Genomic DNA, 16,070 nt, shown 5'->3' with positions numbered 1-16,070 from the left:
TCTATCCGTCAGATGGTAACATCTGACGGCACCAAATAAATAAAAACGGCTGACAATTTGCCAACCGTTTTTGAGTGAATCTAGAAAGAGCGTCCAAAGTTTTTAGGCGTGCTGCCCTTCGTGAACACCTTCGGCAAATTCCTCTACAATTTTATCGTTAAAAGCAGGTAAATCTTCTGGTGTACGGCTCGTAACCAAACCTTGGTCTACAACCACTTCCTCGTCTGACCAAAGTGCGCCTGCATTGATCAAATCCTGTGAAATGTTTTTTACTGAAGTCATTTTCCTGCCTTGCACTACATCTGCATTAATTAAGGTTTGAGGTCCGTGACAGATTGCCGCAACTGGTTTCCCATCGGTAAAGAAAGATTTTACAAAGGCTATCGCATCTTCATTAACACGAAGCTGATCAGGATTGATAACACCACCAGGTAAAAGCAAACCGTTATAATCTTCGGCATTTGCTTCCGAAATGATTTTGTCAACATCAACTTCTATCGACCAATGATCATGGTCCCAGGCTTTTATTTTTCCGCTTTTTGAGGAGATAATGTGAACGGTTGCGCCCTCTTCTTTTAACCTTTTAACTGGTTCGGTTAATTCTACTTCTTCAAATCCGCTTTCTGAAAGTACAGCAATAGTGCGGTTACTTAATTGTCCCATAATCTTTAAATTTTTAATAGGTAATGTATTAAAGACAGTTCGGGGAAATTATTGTTTTTAGAAATTTGAGATTAGGCAATGCACTATGACTTAGTTCACTCGTCATGCCGAACTTGTTTTATTAGAGGTTTATTATGTTTTTAATGGCCTAATAGCTACAACGTGGTCAGCATCTTTTAAGGTATCATACTGTCTAGTTAGATAGATTCTGAAACGAGTTCAGAATGACGCCCGAAAGAAAGTATCTAGTCGTTCGTTCTACGGTACTTAACAAAATACAAGGCTAAATTACTTGCAATAATAATATGATTAAAGATATTCGGTACTAAACCATAATATTTGGTAAAGATTTTAAACCGCTCTTTTAAGCTCTCGAGGTGTTTTTTCTTACTCATGCCACCAACCAGATATTTGGCCACATAACGATGAACATTAACAATATTTGAGGCCTTTTTTGCCGCTTTGATGATCCAATCAATATCGGAACTGTATTTATAAGTTAAATCGTAAGGTGTAATAATGCTGCGGCGAATGTAAATGGCCTGGTGGCTGATATTCATGCCATATTTAAAGCTGGTCCAATCGAACTCTTCCGGAGCCTCATGCCTTCTACGACCTAAATTTTCCCAGTTATCATTGTACATTTCCGTTTCCCCGTAATAAATATCGGCACCTGGGGCAGAGGCAAAAATATCTTCTACTGTTTGTTCATCATAAATCTCATCGCCTGAGTTCATAAATAAAACATAATCGCCCGTTGCCAACGCTAAACCTTTGTTCATGGCATCATAAATGCCCTTGTCGGGTTCTGATACAATTTTTGTAATCTGATCTTTATAATGCTCAACAACCTGCAAAGTACCATCAGTTGATGCGCCGTCTATTACAATATATTCGATTTTTTTATAGGTCTGTTTAAGGATAGATTGAATAGTACGTTCGATATCGCGAACATTATTGTATACAATGGTGATGACAGTGAGCTTTGGCATGTTAGTCCATTAATTTTTTAAAGGTTTCTGCATCGGGGATCAAACCTTTAAATGCTTTTGGTAATATTGCACTGGTTTTGTAGGTAGAAACACCCATCGCTTTATTAAAATCGCGGAACGAAAACTCTACAATCTTGTTTTTCTTTTCTTTGCAAAGTATTATGCCTATTGAGGGTTGCTCATGTGGTTGCTTAACGTATTCATCCAATGCCGATAAATAGAAGTTCATTTTGCCTAAATATTCGGGTTTGAATTTCCCGGTTTTTAGTTCAAAAACAACCAAACATTGTAAACGGCGATTAAAAAATAAAAGATCTAAAAAATATTCTTCGTCTTCAACAATCAATTTATACTGGTTGCTGATAAATGCAAAATCGGTTCCTAACGACATTAAGAATTTTTTGATATTCTGTACAATTCCGCTTTCTAAAATACGTTCGTCCTGCTCATCAGCATCTTCTATGTTAATGAAATCCAATAGGTATTCATCTTTGAAAGATTGGAGTGCTTTGTTCCTTATTTCCTCGTTAGAAATCGTTTTTAAAAAATTGTTGGGTAAATTGCCAGAATTTCTAAATGATTTGTTTCTGAGTTGGTGTTTTAGCGTGGCTAAACTCCAGAATTCGGTTGCTGTTTTTTGGATGTAAAATATCCTTTCCTCTACAGATTTGGTATTTTGTAAAATCTCAATATGGTGGGTGAAACTTACATTTGTGAAACTTTTATCTAATTGGACCGTTAGCGATGGGCTAAATTTAATGTCTTGTAAGTCAATCTCTTGTAATTGGACCGTCAGTGACGGACTAATTAAGAAATGCTCTTCCCATGACTCGAAAAATAAGCGCATGCGCTTCATATTAGTAGCCGAAAATCCTCTTAGTCCGGGTAGCTCATTTTGTAAATCATTGGATAAATTTTCCAAAACCTTTGCACCCCATTTTTCTTTCTTAGTCTTTTCTGAAATAAATTTACCTACCGTAAAATATAGTAGCAAAAGTTCTTTATTCACTAAAGTAGCAGCCTTATAGCGACTTAACAAAATAGCCGATTTTAATGCCTTAATACTTTCAGGATAATTTATGATGCTTTCCATTTAACAGTTTCAGTCGGTATAAATTTAATAAAGATTGACCAAATTTTTGTTTGTTGGAAAGAAAATAAGATTTTGCAAACCGAATTGTAAATAGAACTGTAAAATTTCTTAGGAGATTAAGTTTATTTCGGTTGCAGATCAATCAGTGTTTCGTAAAGATGGATATGCTCCGCAGCGATTACTTCTTCCGAAAAATCTGTTAAAATACTTAACCGGGCGGCTTTTTGGATTTCTTCTTTATTTGGACGGTGGTAAAGCCACTCTATACCGTTTGCCAGATCTTCTGCATTCTGATACTCGGCCAGGTAACCGTTCTGCATATGTTTCACCATATCCGGAATCCCTCCCGTGGTAAAGGCAATAACGGGTGTGGCACACGATAAACTCTCCATCACTGTATTTGGCAGGTTGTCCTCTAATGAAGGTGTAATAAAAGCATCAGCAGCAGAATAACATTTTGCTAAATGTTCGTCTTTATTAATAGTACCTAAAAAAGTGGTTTTGAAAGGGAATTCGGGCATTTCTGCATTTTCCTTATTACCGAAAATAACCAATTCAATACTTTCTTTTTGTATACCGGCCCTGCGCGAAAGGATTTCTAAAGCTTCGATTAAATAGGGCGTTCCTTTGTGTTTGTCGTTTTTTGAAGGCATAAATCCGCTCATCAACACAAATTTATCAGGATTGATCTTTAAGATTTTTTTCGCTTCCGATTTAACATAAGGTTTAAAAATTTTTGTTTCAATCGTATTAGGGATAACTGTAGCTTTCCTGGTGCCCAACAAACTGCTGAACTTTACTGATGCAGCCATCCATTTGCTAGGTGCCACAATATGGAAATTCAATTCTGTATAAGCTTTTTGTTTACGCACCCAGGTTTTATGGGAAATATCATTTTTGCCGCTTATTTTTAAAATCGGGCAATTACCACATTGTTGATGAAAGTTTTCGCAACCATACCGTACATGGCAGCCACCTGTAAAAGCGTTGCTATCATGAAAAGTCCATACAATTGGCTTTTCCAGCTCATCAAGCTGGGCTAAGAATTTAGGATTTAGGAAGCCATGGTTTACCCAATGTAAATGGATAATATCGGCATTTTTAACATCTGGGTGATTAATCACCGAACGACCGAGCCATTGCAAACTGAAAGGGGTTTTTACCGACTTACTCAACCATTTGGCAAAATATCTTTCAGATAGGATATTGTAAATGGCTTTCGCTTTTTGAAAAGGAGATTTGCTAAAGGTATTTATCTTCGGGTTTTGACCAAATTTATAATAAACCAATACTTTCGAATCGATTCCACTCGCCTTTAAGGCATCACTTAAGCGCAAACAGGCACGTCCTGCTCCGCCATTTCCATCGTAGGTATTTAGGTGTACTACTTTCAAATCAATCAAAAATACATTTTATTGTTTACGAATATAAAATCTGTTATGTAATTTCATCCTAATATTTTTTATTGCTTTTTAATTGTAGGATGGACCTTTGATGTTTAAAATAATCATATTTGAATTTATTGATTATTTTAAACAAGCCGGGTCAAGGCATCCAAAGCCAAACAAAATAAATCATGATCAAATCCCTGTTAAAATCGCTTGCGGCAATCGCATTTTTGTTGCCCATTCATTCATCGGCGCAAGGTCAAACCTACTTTGCGGCATACCCTGCTTTAACGCCCGATGCGCAGACAATAGTATTCAGTTATGATGGTGATATTTGGAAAGTACCGGTAAAAGGAGGTGTGGCTTCGAGGGTTACAGCCATGCTGGGCGAAGAGATTAATCCGAAAATATCTCCTGATGGAAAATGGATGGCTTTTTCATCGAACCAGTTTGGTAATTATGATGTGTACGTTATGCCTTTAACAGGTGGAGATATTAAACAATTAACTTTTAATGATGCTGCCGATGAAGTAGATAACTGGAGCTGGGATTCGAAAACAATTTATTTCACCTCAGGGCGGTACAATTCTTTTTCAAGCTATAAAGTAAGTGTAAACGGTGGTACGGCTGTTCGTTTATTCGATAATTATTTCAATACCACACACCACATTGCCGAATCGCCAAGTGGTGAACTGTTTTTTAACGATACCTGGGAGAGTTACCGGTTTGCAAACCGCAAACACTACAAAGGAGCCTACAATCCAGATATCCAATCGTACAACCCAAAATCTAAAAGCTATAAACGTTATACCGATTATATCGGAAAAGATTTCTGGACCAGTGTTGATCAAAAAGGGAATGTCTTTTTTGTATCAGATGAAGGCAATGAGGAATACAATCTGTACACTTTTATTGGTGACAAGAAAACAAGCCTGACTAATTTTGATACTTCCATTAAACGTCCCTTTGTTTCGGCCAATGGAACTACGGTTGTTTTTGAAAAAGACTATCAGTTATATACCTACGATGTAGCTTCGAAGAAAACCGAAAAAATCAATATCAGTACTTCACGTAACCAGGTGCTAAGTAAAGAGCAAGAGTACGATGTGCGGGGAAATATCTCAGCATTCGATGTTTCTACCGATGGCAAAAAGATGGCTTTTATTTCTCGCGGTGAAGTATTTGTAAGCGATGCAGACGGAAAATTTATCCGTAAGATTACCAACAGTGGTGAGCGTGCTTTAGAGTGCAAATGGCTGGCCGATAACAAAACGGTTTTGTTCAGCCAAACGGCAAACGGCTATCAGAACTGGTTTACCATTACCGGTGATGGAAAAGGATCGGTAAAACAGCTTACAAAGGATAAAGCAAATGTACGCGATATCACTTTAAACAAAACCAAAACTATGGCCGTGTACCTAAGTGGTAGAAACGAGCTCAAGCTGATGGATCTTAAAACTTTTGATGCTAAAACGTTGGTAACCGACGAGTTTTGGGCCCTACAAAGTGCAGCGCCAAGTTTTTCACCAAATGATGAGTATGTGCTTTTTACGGTGTACCGGAATTTCGAGCAGGATATTATGGTACACAACATTAAAGGCAATAAAACCATTAATTTAACCAATACAGGTGTTACCGAAACAGGGCCTGCGTGGTCGCCCGATGGCAAATATATTTTCTTTACCAGTGCCCGTACCAAGCCGTCTTACCCAACGGGAATGCAGAATGCGCACATTTACCGTATGGCATTGAATAATTATGATGAACCTTACCGTTCTGATAAGTTTGATGACCTGTTTAAAGAAACCAAACCTGCCCCAACTGAAGTTAGACCAGCAGTACCTGATAAGAAAAATGATAAAAAAGCAAAAACAGATACAACTAAAAAGAAGACTGAGGTAAAACCTACGCCAAAACCAGCAAATGTAATTACCATTAATACGCAGGATATTTTAGATCGCATAGAACTGGTTGGCCCCGCATTTGGCGGCCAATTTGGAACGGATGCTTTTGCCAAAGGCGACAAAACCTATGTGTTTTACACGTCTAACCATGAGGGAGGCGCATCAGGTCTTTACCGTACTACTATTGAGCCTTTTGAAGCCAATAAAACTGAAAAAGTTGCCGATGGGGGCGATTACTCGATTGTATCGACTGGTGATAAATTTTTCGTTTTATCAAGAGGAGCGATCAACAAATATACCTTGGAAGGGAACAAGCTTGACCGCGTAGACCATGGTTATAAATTTACCAGAAATCTGAATGCCGAATTTAACCAGATGTTTTACGAAACCTGGGTAGGTTTAGATGAGAATTTTTATGATGAAAAATTTCATGGTGTAGACTGGGATAAAATGAGGACACGTTACGCAGCTTATCTGCCCTATGTGAACAACCGTAGTGACCTGCGGATTTTATTGAACGATATGTTGGGCGAACTGAATTCTTCGCACATGGGCTTTAACAGCGCAGGGGCAGAGGAACGTAAAAACCTTACTTACATTACCAACGAAACAGGAATCATCTTCGATAATGAAAACCCTTTAAAAGTTGAACGTATTGTTGCTAAAAGTAATGCAGCCCGCACCGGAACCAATATTTTGTCAGGAGATATTTTAACAGAAGTGAACGGCGTTAAGGTGGATGAAAAAATAGACCGCGATTATTATTTTAGTAAACCATCACTGGATAGAGAAATTACTTTGACCTTTAAGCGTAACGGAAAAGATGTTTTTGTAAACATACATCCGGAAAGCTCGGGTACTTTGCGCGGAAACCTTTACGATGAATGGATCGCTCAAAACCATAAAAATGTTGATAAATGGAGCAACAACAGGATTGCTTATTCTTACATGAAAAACATGGGTGGTGGAGAATTGGAAACTTTCTTGTTGGATATGGTTGCACAAGAAGAAAATAAGGAAGCCATTATCCTCGATCTGCGCTACAATACCGGAGGGAACGTACATGATGATGTGCTAAAATTCCTTTCTCAGCGCCCTTATTTGCAATGGAAATACCGTGGCGGCAAAATGGCTCCTCAAAGTAATTTTGGTCCGGCAGCGAAGCCAATTGTATTGCTAATTAACGAGCAATCTTTAAGTGATGCAGAAATGACAGCTGCAGGGTTTAAACAATTAAAATTGGGTAAAATTATCGGTACAGAAACCTACCGTTGGATTATTTTTACTTCTGCTAAAGGTTTGGTTGATGGTTCTTCTTACCGTTTACCATCGTGGGGCTGTTATACCATGGATGGCAAAAACATCGAAAAGGAGGGCGTTAAACCTGATATTTTTGTAAAAAATACTTTCACAGACCGCCTGGCAGATAAAGATCCTCAACTTGAAAAAGCAGTGGCTGAGATTTTAAAAGACCTTAAATAGGGTTAATCGGTTAAGTGTTTAAATCGGTTAATTGAGGCGTATAGTCGTTATTGCGAGGTAAGAAGCAATCTTAATGTGGTAGAAGTGTCCACCCATAGTTGTAGGATTGCTTCGTTCCTCGCAATGACGATCATCATTATAAATCCGTCAGAATCAACCTGACATTTTTATAAATAACTTCTCGATTTTTTCCGTTTCTTTGGGGTTGGAATTATTTAAAACATGGCAAATTTATTAACCGACAGGACTTTTTGGGTAAATTATTGGGAAAGTAAAAAAGGACTAGCGGTTCAGTTACCTTCAAATTATTTATTTCATCAGCAACTGGCTGATGTTATTCAGAAAGATAACGTTAAAACCGCTATCGAGTTGGGTGGTTTTCCGGGTTATTATGCCGTATTCCTGAAAAAATATTTCAAACTTGATGTTACACTTTTAGATTATTTTGTCCATCCACCGGTTGTAAACGAGCTTTTAGAAAAGAACGGATTAACCGAAAAGGATATTCATATCATTGAAACCGATCTTTTTAATTTCACGCCAGAAAAACAGTACGATCTGGTATTAAGCTGCGGCTTAATTGAACATTTTAACGATACTGCTGATATTATTAACCGCCATATCGCTTTTGTAAAACCAGGTGGCACTTTGTTTATCACGCTGCCAAATTTTAAGGCGGTTAACGGCTGGTTTCAAAAGAATTTTGATAGAGAAAACTACGATAAACACAATATTGATAGTATGGATCCAGCGTTGTTGAAATCTATCTGCGAACAGGCTGGACTTAAAGAAGTAAAATCGGGTTATTTTGGCCGTTTTAGTGTGTGGCTAGAAAATGAAGGTCAGAAATCGGCAGGCGTTCGCCTATTTAAGAAAGTAGTTTGGTTAACAGGAAAAGTATTTACAAAGATTATTCCATTCGAAAGCAAAAATCTATCACCTTATATTATCTTAGTAGCGAAAAAAATATAACGCGCTATGTCAATCAGTTGGGGGTACTCGCCTAAAATTGAAAAATTTATTCCTTTGGCCGATTTTCCGGCAGATAAATATTTAATTGTTGCTAAGCAGGCCATCGAAAATCTCGGCTGGAGCCTTAGTCATGTGTCTGAAAGCGGATTAATTGCTTATACACCAATATCTTTCCAGTCATATAGCGAAGAAATATCAATCCGTATCCATGGGAATTTCGCAGTGGTAAAGAGTGAGTGCGTAGGAATTCAAATGTTATTTAATGATTATGGCAAGAATGACTTAAACCTCGAAAAATTTTTTCATGAATTTGAATATGTAGAGTTCCACCTGAAAGATGTTTGGGAAGAAAGTTTGTCTAAATTCCACCAATTTATAGCAACGCAGGATGATCATTATTTTGAAAAAGCCCCTTTGGCAACAAAAAATAAGATCAAAAATGTACTGTTCCTGTTCTTCCCCCAAAAGGGTTATACCGCAACGCCGACCGTTGTCCTGATCAATGTTTTTTATTATGTAGCAATTTTCCTTTTTTCGGCCGTGTTAATGATCAATCTATCATTAAAAACCGGGAGTGCTTCTCATGATGATTATATTGAGGAAATAAGAAAGATTTCATTAAATTTTGGGGTTAATCAGCGTAATCTTGTACTGGGCGGCGAATACTGGCGTTTAATTACCTATCAGTTTATTCACGGATCTAAATCCCATCTGTTTTTTAACATGTATGCGCTGGTTTATCTGGGTTTAATGATCGAAAATAAACTAGGCTGGAAAAAATACCTCTTTATTTATTTAATGAGTGGGGTTTGTGGTGGTCTGGTGAGTCTGATCTTTCATCAAGAGGGGGTGATGATGGGTGCTTCAAGGGCTATAATGGGCTTATATGGAGCTTTTATTGCCTTATTAACTACTAAAACTTTTGAACGTAAAGCAACTAAAGCATTATTAGTGAGTACATTGATTGTCTCATTACTGGTACTCGTAAATGGTGCATTTGGTAAAAGGGTAGATAATGCGGCGCATATCGGCGGTTTTGTTTCAGGTTTTATTTTTGCCTATTTGCTTAATTATAAACGGGATGAAAGTTTCGAAATTAAAAGCTGGGCAAGATATGCCGTTTCGGTACTTTTATTTCTGATGTTTTTTAGCGGAGTGCTTCACTTTAGTCCAAAGTACGGAACTGAAGAGTTTCGCAAATTAAGAAATACTTTTAACGGTAATATGGGCTCGCTTAACAGCATTATGAATTTAAAAATCTCTTTGCCCAAAGATGTTAAGCTAGCTTCTATCAAAGAAGATGGTATCATACCGATGGAAAGGAATCTTGTTGTAATTAAACAAATGCAGGCCTTAAATTTAAAGCCTGAAGATGCTAAAGAACGAGAGGAAAAAATAAAACTGAGTAAAGCATCCCATCGTGCCGTAATGCTGATGTACAGAGATATTAAGGCCGATAGCACTTATCGTTATAGCAAACAGACTTCTAATGCATTGGCACAAGTTTTCGAAATCCTTTACAAACCAGATTAATTTAAACTGCTTTTTTGTACAGCCCAATTTCACTTAAAGTAATACAAACAGGCGATTTGGTAATGTTGATTTTTACTTTATTTGTTGTAACAAGACGCTCCAATTTAATCAGACGTTTCGCGCCAATGCTGGTGCCGTCGTAAACTTTTTTCCAGGCATTGTTTTCAAATACCTCGACGGTGTAGCCCTCTATTCGCTGACCCAGGGGAATATACTCTTGTAGGCTAATGATATCAAAGGTTTTAGCTGTTTTTAAATCTAGTTCTAAACTTGCCTGATGAATATCATCATGCGTGGCCCAATAGCTTTCCCTTTTACCATCAAGTAGGGTAGTAACATCATACTTTTTGCCTCTGCTATTGCTCGCTTTAATTTGGGCATTTTTGGCCAGGTTATTCTCGAAAGTATGTTTAACCATGTCGCCAAAAGTTTTTAGTGTAGCAACATCATCGTCGTGAAGTTGCCCACGGGTATCCGGTGCTAAACCCAGATCTAAACCTGCACCACGGCCAACACTTTTTAAATATAAATCGAACAGTGTTTCTGGGGTTTTAGGCTTTTCGTTAGCATGGTAAAACCATCCTTTTCTTAAAGGAACATCGCATTCTGCTGGCATCCAGAATTTACCGTTTCGTATTCCTTCAGGGCTTTGCGGATAATTTGCTTGCCCAGGAACGGCTTCATTTTTTCCATCAGGTGCCATCGGTGTAAAAGTAGCCCAGGAGGTTGGCGCTGCGTGACCATCTTCATTGCCTACCCAGCGGATATCCAAACCGATATCGCTAAAAATATTGGCCATGGGCTGCATTTTACGGGTAATGGCCCAGGTATTTTTCCAATCGTAATAGGTAGTGTTATCTATAGAGCGTTTTTCTTTTGCACCACCATAATAGCCATCACCACCGTTAGCACCATCGTGCCAGCTCATAAAAAGTTCGCCAAAATTGCTGTAAAGTTCTTTTAACTGTGCCTGGTAGATGGCCAGATATTTATCAGTACCATAAAGCGCATTGTTCCTGTCCCATGGTGAACAGTATACCCCAAACTTTAAACCGTTTTTACGTACGGCCTGCTCCACCTCTTTAACTAAATTTCCTTTGCCCGCTCTAAATGGGCTTTTGCTGATGTTGTAATCGGTCGTTTTGGTTGGCCATAAAGCAAAGCCATCATGATGTTTTGCAACTAAGATGATGCCTTTTAATCCACCGGCCTTAGCTGCTTTAATAATTTGATCGGCGTTGAAATCCGTTGGGTTAAATGTTTTTGGGTCGGCATCGCCAAAGCCCCATTCTTTGTTTTCGAATGTAGTTGGTGTAAAATGGATTAGGCCGTAAACTTCAATATCATGCCAGGCCAGTTGCCTTTTTGATGGTAGTGCACCGTAAGGTTTAGGCGGTGTTTGGGCGTAAATTGCTGTTGTTAAGAATAGAAAAAGAATTAATATGGGTTTCATCATCATTATAGCTTAGATATGCCTAAAGTACAAAAAATTACCTGCTGAAGGAAAAGAGTTAATCAATATTTAACCTCTTGAAAATGTAAACATGAAATTATTTTTACATCTTGATCGTTACATGGATTCACCAAACATTTAATTTCAGTTTACGTTAATTAATTATGAGCGCTTTTATCCAGAATCCTCCCGATGGAGGTACAATATATACCGAAACGGATCTTGATCAGTTTTTTCCTGAACCATTTAATACAATAACAAGTTGCTTTTTTTTGGCTATTGCAGTGTATTGGACAGTAAAAATTTGGGGAAATTTTAAACAGCATAGCTTTCTAACCATTGCCCTGGTTTTACTTTATATAGGCGGAATTGGAGGCACCACTTATCACGGGTTAAGGCGTTGGCCGATTTTTATTATGATGGACTGGATGCCTATTATGTTTTTATGCCTCTCGGCCGGGGTTTACTTTCTTTCCAAGTTAACCAAGTGGTATTTTGCTGTTTTAATTGTAGCTATTTATGCTTTCTTTCAGTTTTACGTGCGACGGCTCTTTAGCAATGGCGATTTTCAGATCTTTATCAACATTAATTATGCTTTTATGGCTGCACTGGTTTTATTTCCAGTATTTGGGTACCTGATTAAAACAGAGTGGAAAAACGGTAAATGGGTTGGTTTTTCCTTAATTGCTTTCATATTTGCGCTAACTTTCCGTATTGCCGATAAATGGGATGTATTTACAATTGGTACTCACTTTTTATGGCATACTTTCGGCGCTGTGGCTTCTTTCTGTATGCTGAATTATATTTATTTGGTTAATTTTAATAGGATAAAAAAATAGCCAAAATGAGAAAACTAATGTTTTTTTTGTTCGTTAGCAGTTGTTTTTTTAAATTTTCTAATGCCCAGCAAACTCAGTCTTACGATCGCCGAAATCAAATGAAAATCCCAAAAATGGATACATTACTAGTAGGTAAAATGATGTTTGAAATGGTGAATGAGCTTAAATTAAGTGATATTCAAAAGCCATTTGTCGCGGCAGAAGTGACTAAATATCTCGTGGCAAGAAACACGCTAATCCCTTTTAAAAGAGAAGTGGAAGAATGGAAAAGTAGATCCAATAATAATCTTTTTGACTTTTCACAGAAGTTAGAGAAAATATTAGATGAGGATCAAATAGATTGCTTTTGGGCGATGAAACCATTGTATAAAAACGATAATATATGGTGGAATATATTCGTGATTTATTAATATCAACGATAAAATCTCTACAAAATAAAAGCTGAGCTTGCTGATGACGAATCAACAAGCTCAGTTTATGATTTAAAATTTTGAATGTGCTTTGTTGTAATCTAATTTCTTTTGGCTACCAATTGCGTATTCAATGCCGCCCCATAAATGGTTCTGAAATTTATCATCAGCCCAGCCTTCTTTAGTATGCCCCATGCAGGTATAGAAAGCCCTTCCGCCATCAAAATTGTGGTACCAGCTAAAAGGATGGAAATCTCCATTTTTACCGCCAGTATACGATTTCTCGTCTAAGGTAATCAGCACTTTAATATCTGGATTGATATTCTTAAAGTTATATAGCTCATCTTTTCTCATCCAAACTGAATCGGTAAAGAATTTGGTTGAAGGGTGTTTTTTGTCTTTAATGATAAATTTAGCTTCCTGTACGGCTGGGTGACTGATGAAATAAGCGCCCGCCAATTTACCGTACCAAGGCCAATCGTATTCAGTATCGGTTGCAGCGTGGATGCCTACATAGCCTCCACCTGCCTGGATATATCTTTCGAAGGCTACCTGTTGTTTATTGTCTAAAACATCACCTGTTGTATTTAGAAAAATAACAGCAGCATATTTTTTAAGGTTATCTTCTGTGAAAAGGTCAGCATTTTCGGTGGTATCTACATCAAAATGATGCACAGTGCCTAACTTCTGGATCACTTCTTTTCCGGTTTCGATAGAATTGTGCCTAAAGCCTTTTGTTTTTGAAAAAACTAAAACTTTTGCCGATTTCTTTGCTACGGTATAGCTTTGAAATAAAATTACTGTTGCAACTAATAAACACAGGGACAGGTACTTTTTCATTTTTGTTGACTTGGTTAGTGATGGATAATAAGCTTTAAATTTAAGAAAGTTGTTTGATAATTTCCATACATCTTTCTTCAACCTGTTTGCAAACAGGGCTAAACAGAGCATTATCCCAATATGGGTCTGTAACTTCGTCGTTATCAAGAAAAAGTTTAACCTTTTTTCGCTCCTCATCGGTTTGGGCAAGGTTTCGAACATCGGCTAAATTGTTCCTGTCCATTACCAAAATCAGATCATATCTGGCAAACATGGAGTGGTTAAATTGTTGTGCCCGCTGTTTACTAATATCGTAGCCCAATGCTCTGGCTGCAGAAATACTTCTGTGGTCGGGTGTTTTACCAATATGCCAATTGCCCGTTCCTGCCGAAGCAATTTCCCAGTTTAAGTTATGTTTATCTGCCAGATGGCGCATAATGCCTTCGGCCAGTGGCGAACGGCAGATGTTACCGAGGCAGACCATTAAAATTTTCAATACTATTTGGATTTATATACAAAAACAAAGGTATAAATAATTCCTCCTTCTCCGGGGTTTGAAGTGCTTTGTGTTAATCTATCTCCCTTTAATGTCATTGGTGATTTTGGAGCATAAGATAAAAAAATCTGATCACCATCTCTTCTCCAGGTTTTAATACTTGTATCAGATTTCATATCACAAAGCGCTCCGGTGGAACCTGAAATATAAGTTCCATCTTTAGAAAAAGAGATCATGGAAGTACTTGCACAACTGCTTGGTCCCATCAGCTCCATATAGTTGGTGCTCGTTTTTTGGCCAATGGTCATTGCTGGGCTAACCGTGACCGATTCTATGCGCCAGTCTTTTTTTGTTAATGTTTTGTCGAGATCTTTTTTGCAGCCGAAGGCTAAACAAACAGTTAAAATAAGTATTAATTTTTTCACGGTTTATAATTGGTTTTGGTTTATATCTAATTAAACGCATTTTATAGTTGATATGCTACACAAGCAAAAAAATACCCCAAGCTTGGTAGCATTGGGGTATCTGATATTTTATCAGAAAGGCTTATCCGTAAATATCATTCAACATTTTCGCTAAACGCACACCGCCTTTTAGTAACTGGTTGTTGAGGGTTTCAACCCAATCAAAATTGTAGCGATAGCTTAATTTAGCATCTGGTTTGGTGGTATCGTAAATTTTGTTGCAAATGGTATACGATTCATAAACGCAATCTTTTAAGCTTGTGTTCTGCCAGTTGTAAAGTTGAACAGCCGAAGGATGATTAATTGCTTTCGAATATTCTGTATAACTCAACTGCTGATATTCGATAAGCTGTTCATCCCAAACCCTGTGGATGTTCGATTTTTCATTGAACCATAATACCGAAATGCGGTTGCCACCCAAATCCTCTTTACGGGCAACATGCATAGGTTGACATAAATCGCCCGCCAGGTGTACCAACATGCGTAAAGCCAATTTCTTTTCGGCTGCCGTGCTGCTTGTTTTCTTTAACACAGCAATTAAATCAGGTATTTTATTGTAAAGGTTAGGCGATTTTTCAGTGTCTAAAAAGTTGTAAACGCCATCTTTATTCAGTCCCGCCGGAAGATTAACAAAATGCCAGTTATACATGTAATTGTAGGTAGAATCTGATTTGATAAAATCGCCCCAGTTGGCACTCATGGCCAAAGTTTCGTAACCTAAAATACTCTGAATAGCCTTGCGTGTTTTAGCTTTTAAATAACTATCGGCAATTTCGCCAACTACACGATGGCCAATGGTGCCCCATGCATCTGCCTGAATAGGTAAATACACTAACAAGCCAAGAGTTAAGGCAATGGCTAATTTCTTTTTAATTGATGTTAAAATCATTTTATAATTCTTTTTGAATGCAGGTAATTTTTTCTTTGAGGATTAATTTGATTTCGCGTTGGTCGCTTAAACTTTCTAACAATAATGTATCTGCAGATTTCTTTTTGATCAGGAAGTTCTTGTCGTATCGGCCAATTCGGTAACATCCCGATATTTTTTGTTTATAGTTTGCGTGTGTAAAGGTGGCGCCAACAAATAGGGTGTCGCCTTTAACTACGTAAACACCTTTGGCATATTCTTTCCAAATGCCATTGTTGTAGCAAGAATCTTCGTAAAAATTTACTTTGCCATGGGTAACCAGATCGATATAAACAGAATCGCAGGTAAATTTGAAATGGTGCTGTGTGTAGTTGCTCAGTTTATTGCTAAAAGCGACGGAATCTTCATTCCAAACCCCCTGCATAAAATCTTCACCTTTGCCCTGTATATTGGGCCGCGGACTACAAGCTACATGTAAGATAGATAATGTAAAAAGGATGATGTAGAAACTCTTTAAACCTGGGTGCAGCTTGTTCATTGTATTGTTAATTGTGCTTTTAGGAAACTGATCTTAAATGACCTTATTCTTTTTAACGGTGTTGTAAACCAGGCTTAAAGGGCCTGCTGCGAAACAAAGACTGGCTATAAATTAATGACGTCTATTAAGGTTGACTAATGTAGGGAGTAATGAATT

At 37.7% G+C, this 16,070-nt stretch carries 15 protein-coding genes; 5 read left to right on the top strand and 10 right to left on the bottom strand.

Annotated elements, in window-relative coordinates:
* Positions 1–102 precede the first annotated feature (102 nt).
* The 4 genes from EYS08_RS01205 to EYS08_RS01190 all read right to left on the bottom strand — a co-directional run bounded on the left by EYS08_RS01205 (position 103) and on the right by EYS08_RS01190 (position 4,142).
* A complete protein-coding gene (locus EYS08_RS01205) occupies positions 103–663 on the bottom strand; it encodes a type 1 glutamine amidotransferase domain-containing protein (RefSeq protein ID WP_131028044.1) in 561 nt (186 codons plus the stop codon).
* Positions 664–908: 245 nt separating this feature from the next.
* Positions 909–1,655, bottom strand: a complete 747-nt coding sequence (locus EYS08_RS01200; protein WP_131028043.1) for a glycosyltransferase family 2 protein — start codon at positions 1,653–1,655, stop codon at positions 909–911.
* A 1-nt stretch (position 1,656) separates the two neighbouring features.
* The gene (locus EYS08_RS01195) at positions 1,657–2,748 is read right to left on the bottom strand and encodes a PDDEXK nuclease domain-containing protein (protein WP_131028042.1); all 1,092 of its coding nucleotides are present in this window, start codon (positions 2,746–2,748) and stop codon (positions 1,657–1,659) included.
* Between the two features lie 122 nt (positions 2,749–2,870).
* The gene (locus EYS08_RS01190; RefSeq protein WP_244215827.1) at positions 2,871–4,142 is read right to left on the bottom strand and encodes a glycosyltransferase family 4 protein; all 1,272 of its coding nucleotides are present in this window, start codon (positions 4,140–4,142) and stop codon (positions 2,871–2,873) included.
* A 182-nt stretch (positions 4,143–4,324) separates the two neighbouring features.
* On the opposite strand from EYS08_RS01190, the gene EYS08_RS01185 reads away from it, so the two are divergent.
* From EYS08_RS01185 to EYS08_RS01175, 3 genes are all read left to right on the top strand, one after another.
* Positions 4,325–7,522: a S41 family peptidase gene (locus tag EYS08_RS01185; protein ID WP_131028040.1), complete on the top strand. Its 3,198-nt coding sequence runs from the start codon at positions 4,325–4,327 to the stop codon at positions 7,520–7,522.
* Between the two features lie 222 nt (positions 7,523–7,744).
* Positions 7,745–8,494, top strand: a complete 750-nt coding sequence (locus EYS08_RS01180) for a class I SAM-dependent methyltransferase (RefSeq protein ID WP_131028039.1) — start codon at positions 7,745–7,747, stop codon at positions 8,492–8,494.
* Between the two features lie 6 nt (positions 8,495–8,500).
* On the top strand, positions 8,501–10,027 hold the full coding sequence (locus EYS08_RS01175; RefSeq protein WP_131028038.1) for a rhomboid family intramembrane serine protease: 1,527 nt from the start codon (positions 8,501–8,503) through the stop codon (positions 10,025–10,027).
* Between the two features lies 1 nt (position 10,028).
* On the opposite strand, the gene EYS08_RS01170 is transcribed toward EYS08_RS01175, so the two are convergent.
* Positions 10,029–11,480 (bottom strand): alpha-L-fucosidase, encoded by a 1,452-nt coding sequence (locus EYS08_RS01170; RefSeq protein WP_131028037.1) that lies wholly within the window; start codon positions 11,478–11,480, stop codon positions 10,029–10,031.
* Between the two features lie 164 nt (positions 11,481–11,644).
* Between EYS08_RS01170 and EYS08_RS01165 the strand changes: the two genes are divergently transcribed.
* Both EYS08_RS01165 and EYS08_RS01160 read left to right on the top strand, forming a co-directional pair.
* A complete protein-coding gene (locus EYS08_RS01165; RefSeq protein WP_131028036.1) occupies positions 11,645–12,319 on the top strand; it encodes a hypothetical protein in 675 nt (224 codons plus the stop codon).
* 113 nt (positions 12,320–12,432) lie between these two features.
* Complete coding sequence (locus EYS08_RS01160) at positions 12,433–12,729, top strand: hypothetical protein (protein ID WP_131028035.1); 297 nt, start codon at positions 12,433–12,435, stop codon at positions 12,727–12,729.
* A 72-nt stretch (positions 12,730–12,801) separates the two neighbouring features.
* Here EYS08_RS01160 and EYS08_RS01155 read toward each other — a convergent pair whose 3' ends face one another.
* From EYS08_RS01155 to EYS08_RS01135, 5 genes are all read right to left on the bottom strand, one after another.
* The gene (locus EYS08_RS01155) at positions 12,802–13,569 is read right to left on the bottom strand and encodes a ThuA domain-containing protein (protein WP_131028034.1); all 768 of its coding nucleotides are present in this window, start codon (positions 13,567–13,569) and stop codon (positions 12,802–12,804) included.
* 40 nt (positions 13,570–13,609) lie between these two features.
* The gene (locus tag EYS08_RS01150; protein ID WP_131028033.1) at positions 13,610–14,044 is read right to left on the bottom strand and encodes a low molecular weight protein-tyrosine-phosphatase; all 435 of its coding nucleotides are present in this window, start codon (positions 14,042–14,044) and stop codon (positions 13,610–13,612) included.
* A 2-nt stretch (positions 14,045–14,046) separates the two neighbouring features.
* Positions 14,047–14,469, bottom strand: coding sequence for a hypothetical protein (locus tag EYS08_RS01145; RefSeq protein WP_131028032.1), 423 nt, complete (start codon positions 14,467–14,469; stop codon positions 14,047–14,049).
* 121 nt (positions 14,470–14,590) lie between these two features.
* Positions 14,591–15,397, bottom strand: coding sequence for a S1/P1 nuclease (locus tag EYS08_RS01140; RefSeq protein ID WP_131028031.1), 807 nt, complete (start codon positions 15,395–15,397; stop codon positions 14,591–14,593).
* Between the two features lies 1 nt (position 15,398).
* On the bottom strand, positions 15,399–15,914 hold the full coding sequence (locus EYS08_RS01135; RefSeq protein ID WP_131028030.1) for a fumarate hydratase: 516 nt from the start codon (positions 15,912–15,914) through the stop codon (positions 15,399–15,401).
* Positions 15,915–16,070: the final 156 nt, after the last annotated feature.

The sequence above is a fragment of the Pedobacter kyonggii genome (assembly GCF_004310665.1).
Classification (GTDB): domain Bacteria; phylum Bacteroidota; class Bacteroidia; order Sphingobacteriales; family Sphingobacteriaceae; genus Pedobacter; species Pedobacter kyonggii.
This window is presented reverse-complemented; position numbering and strand designations above follow the sequence as displayed.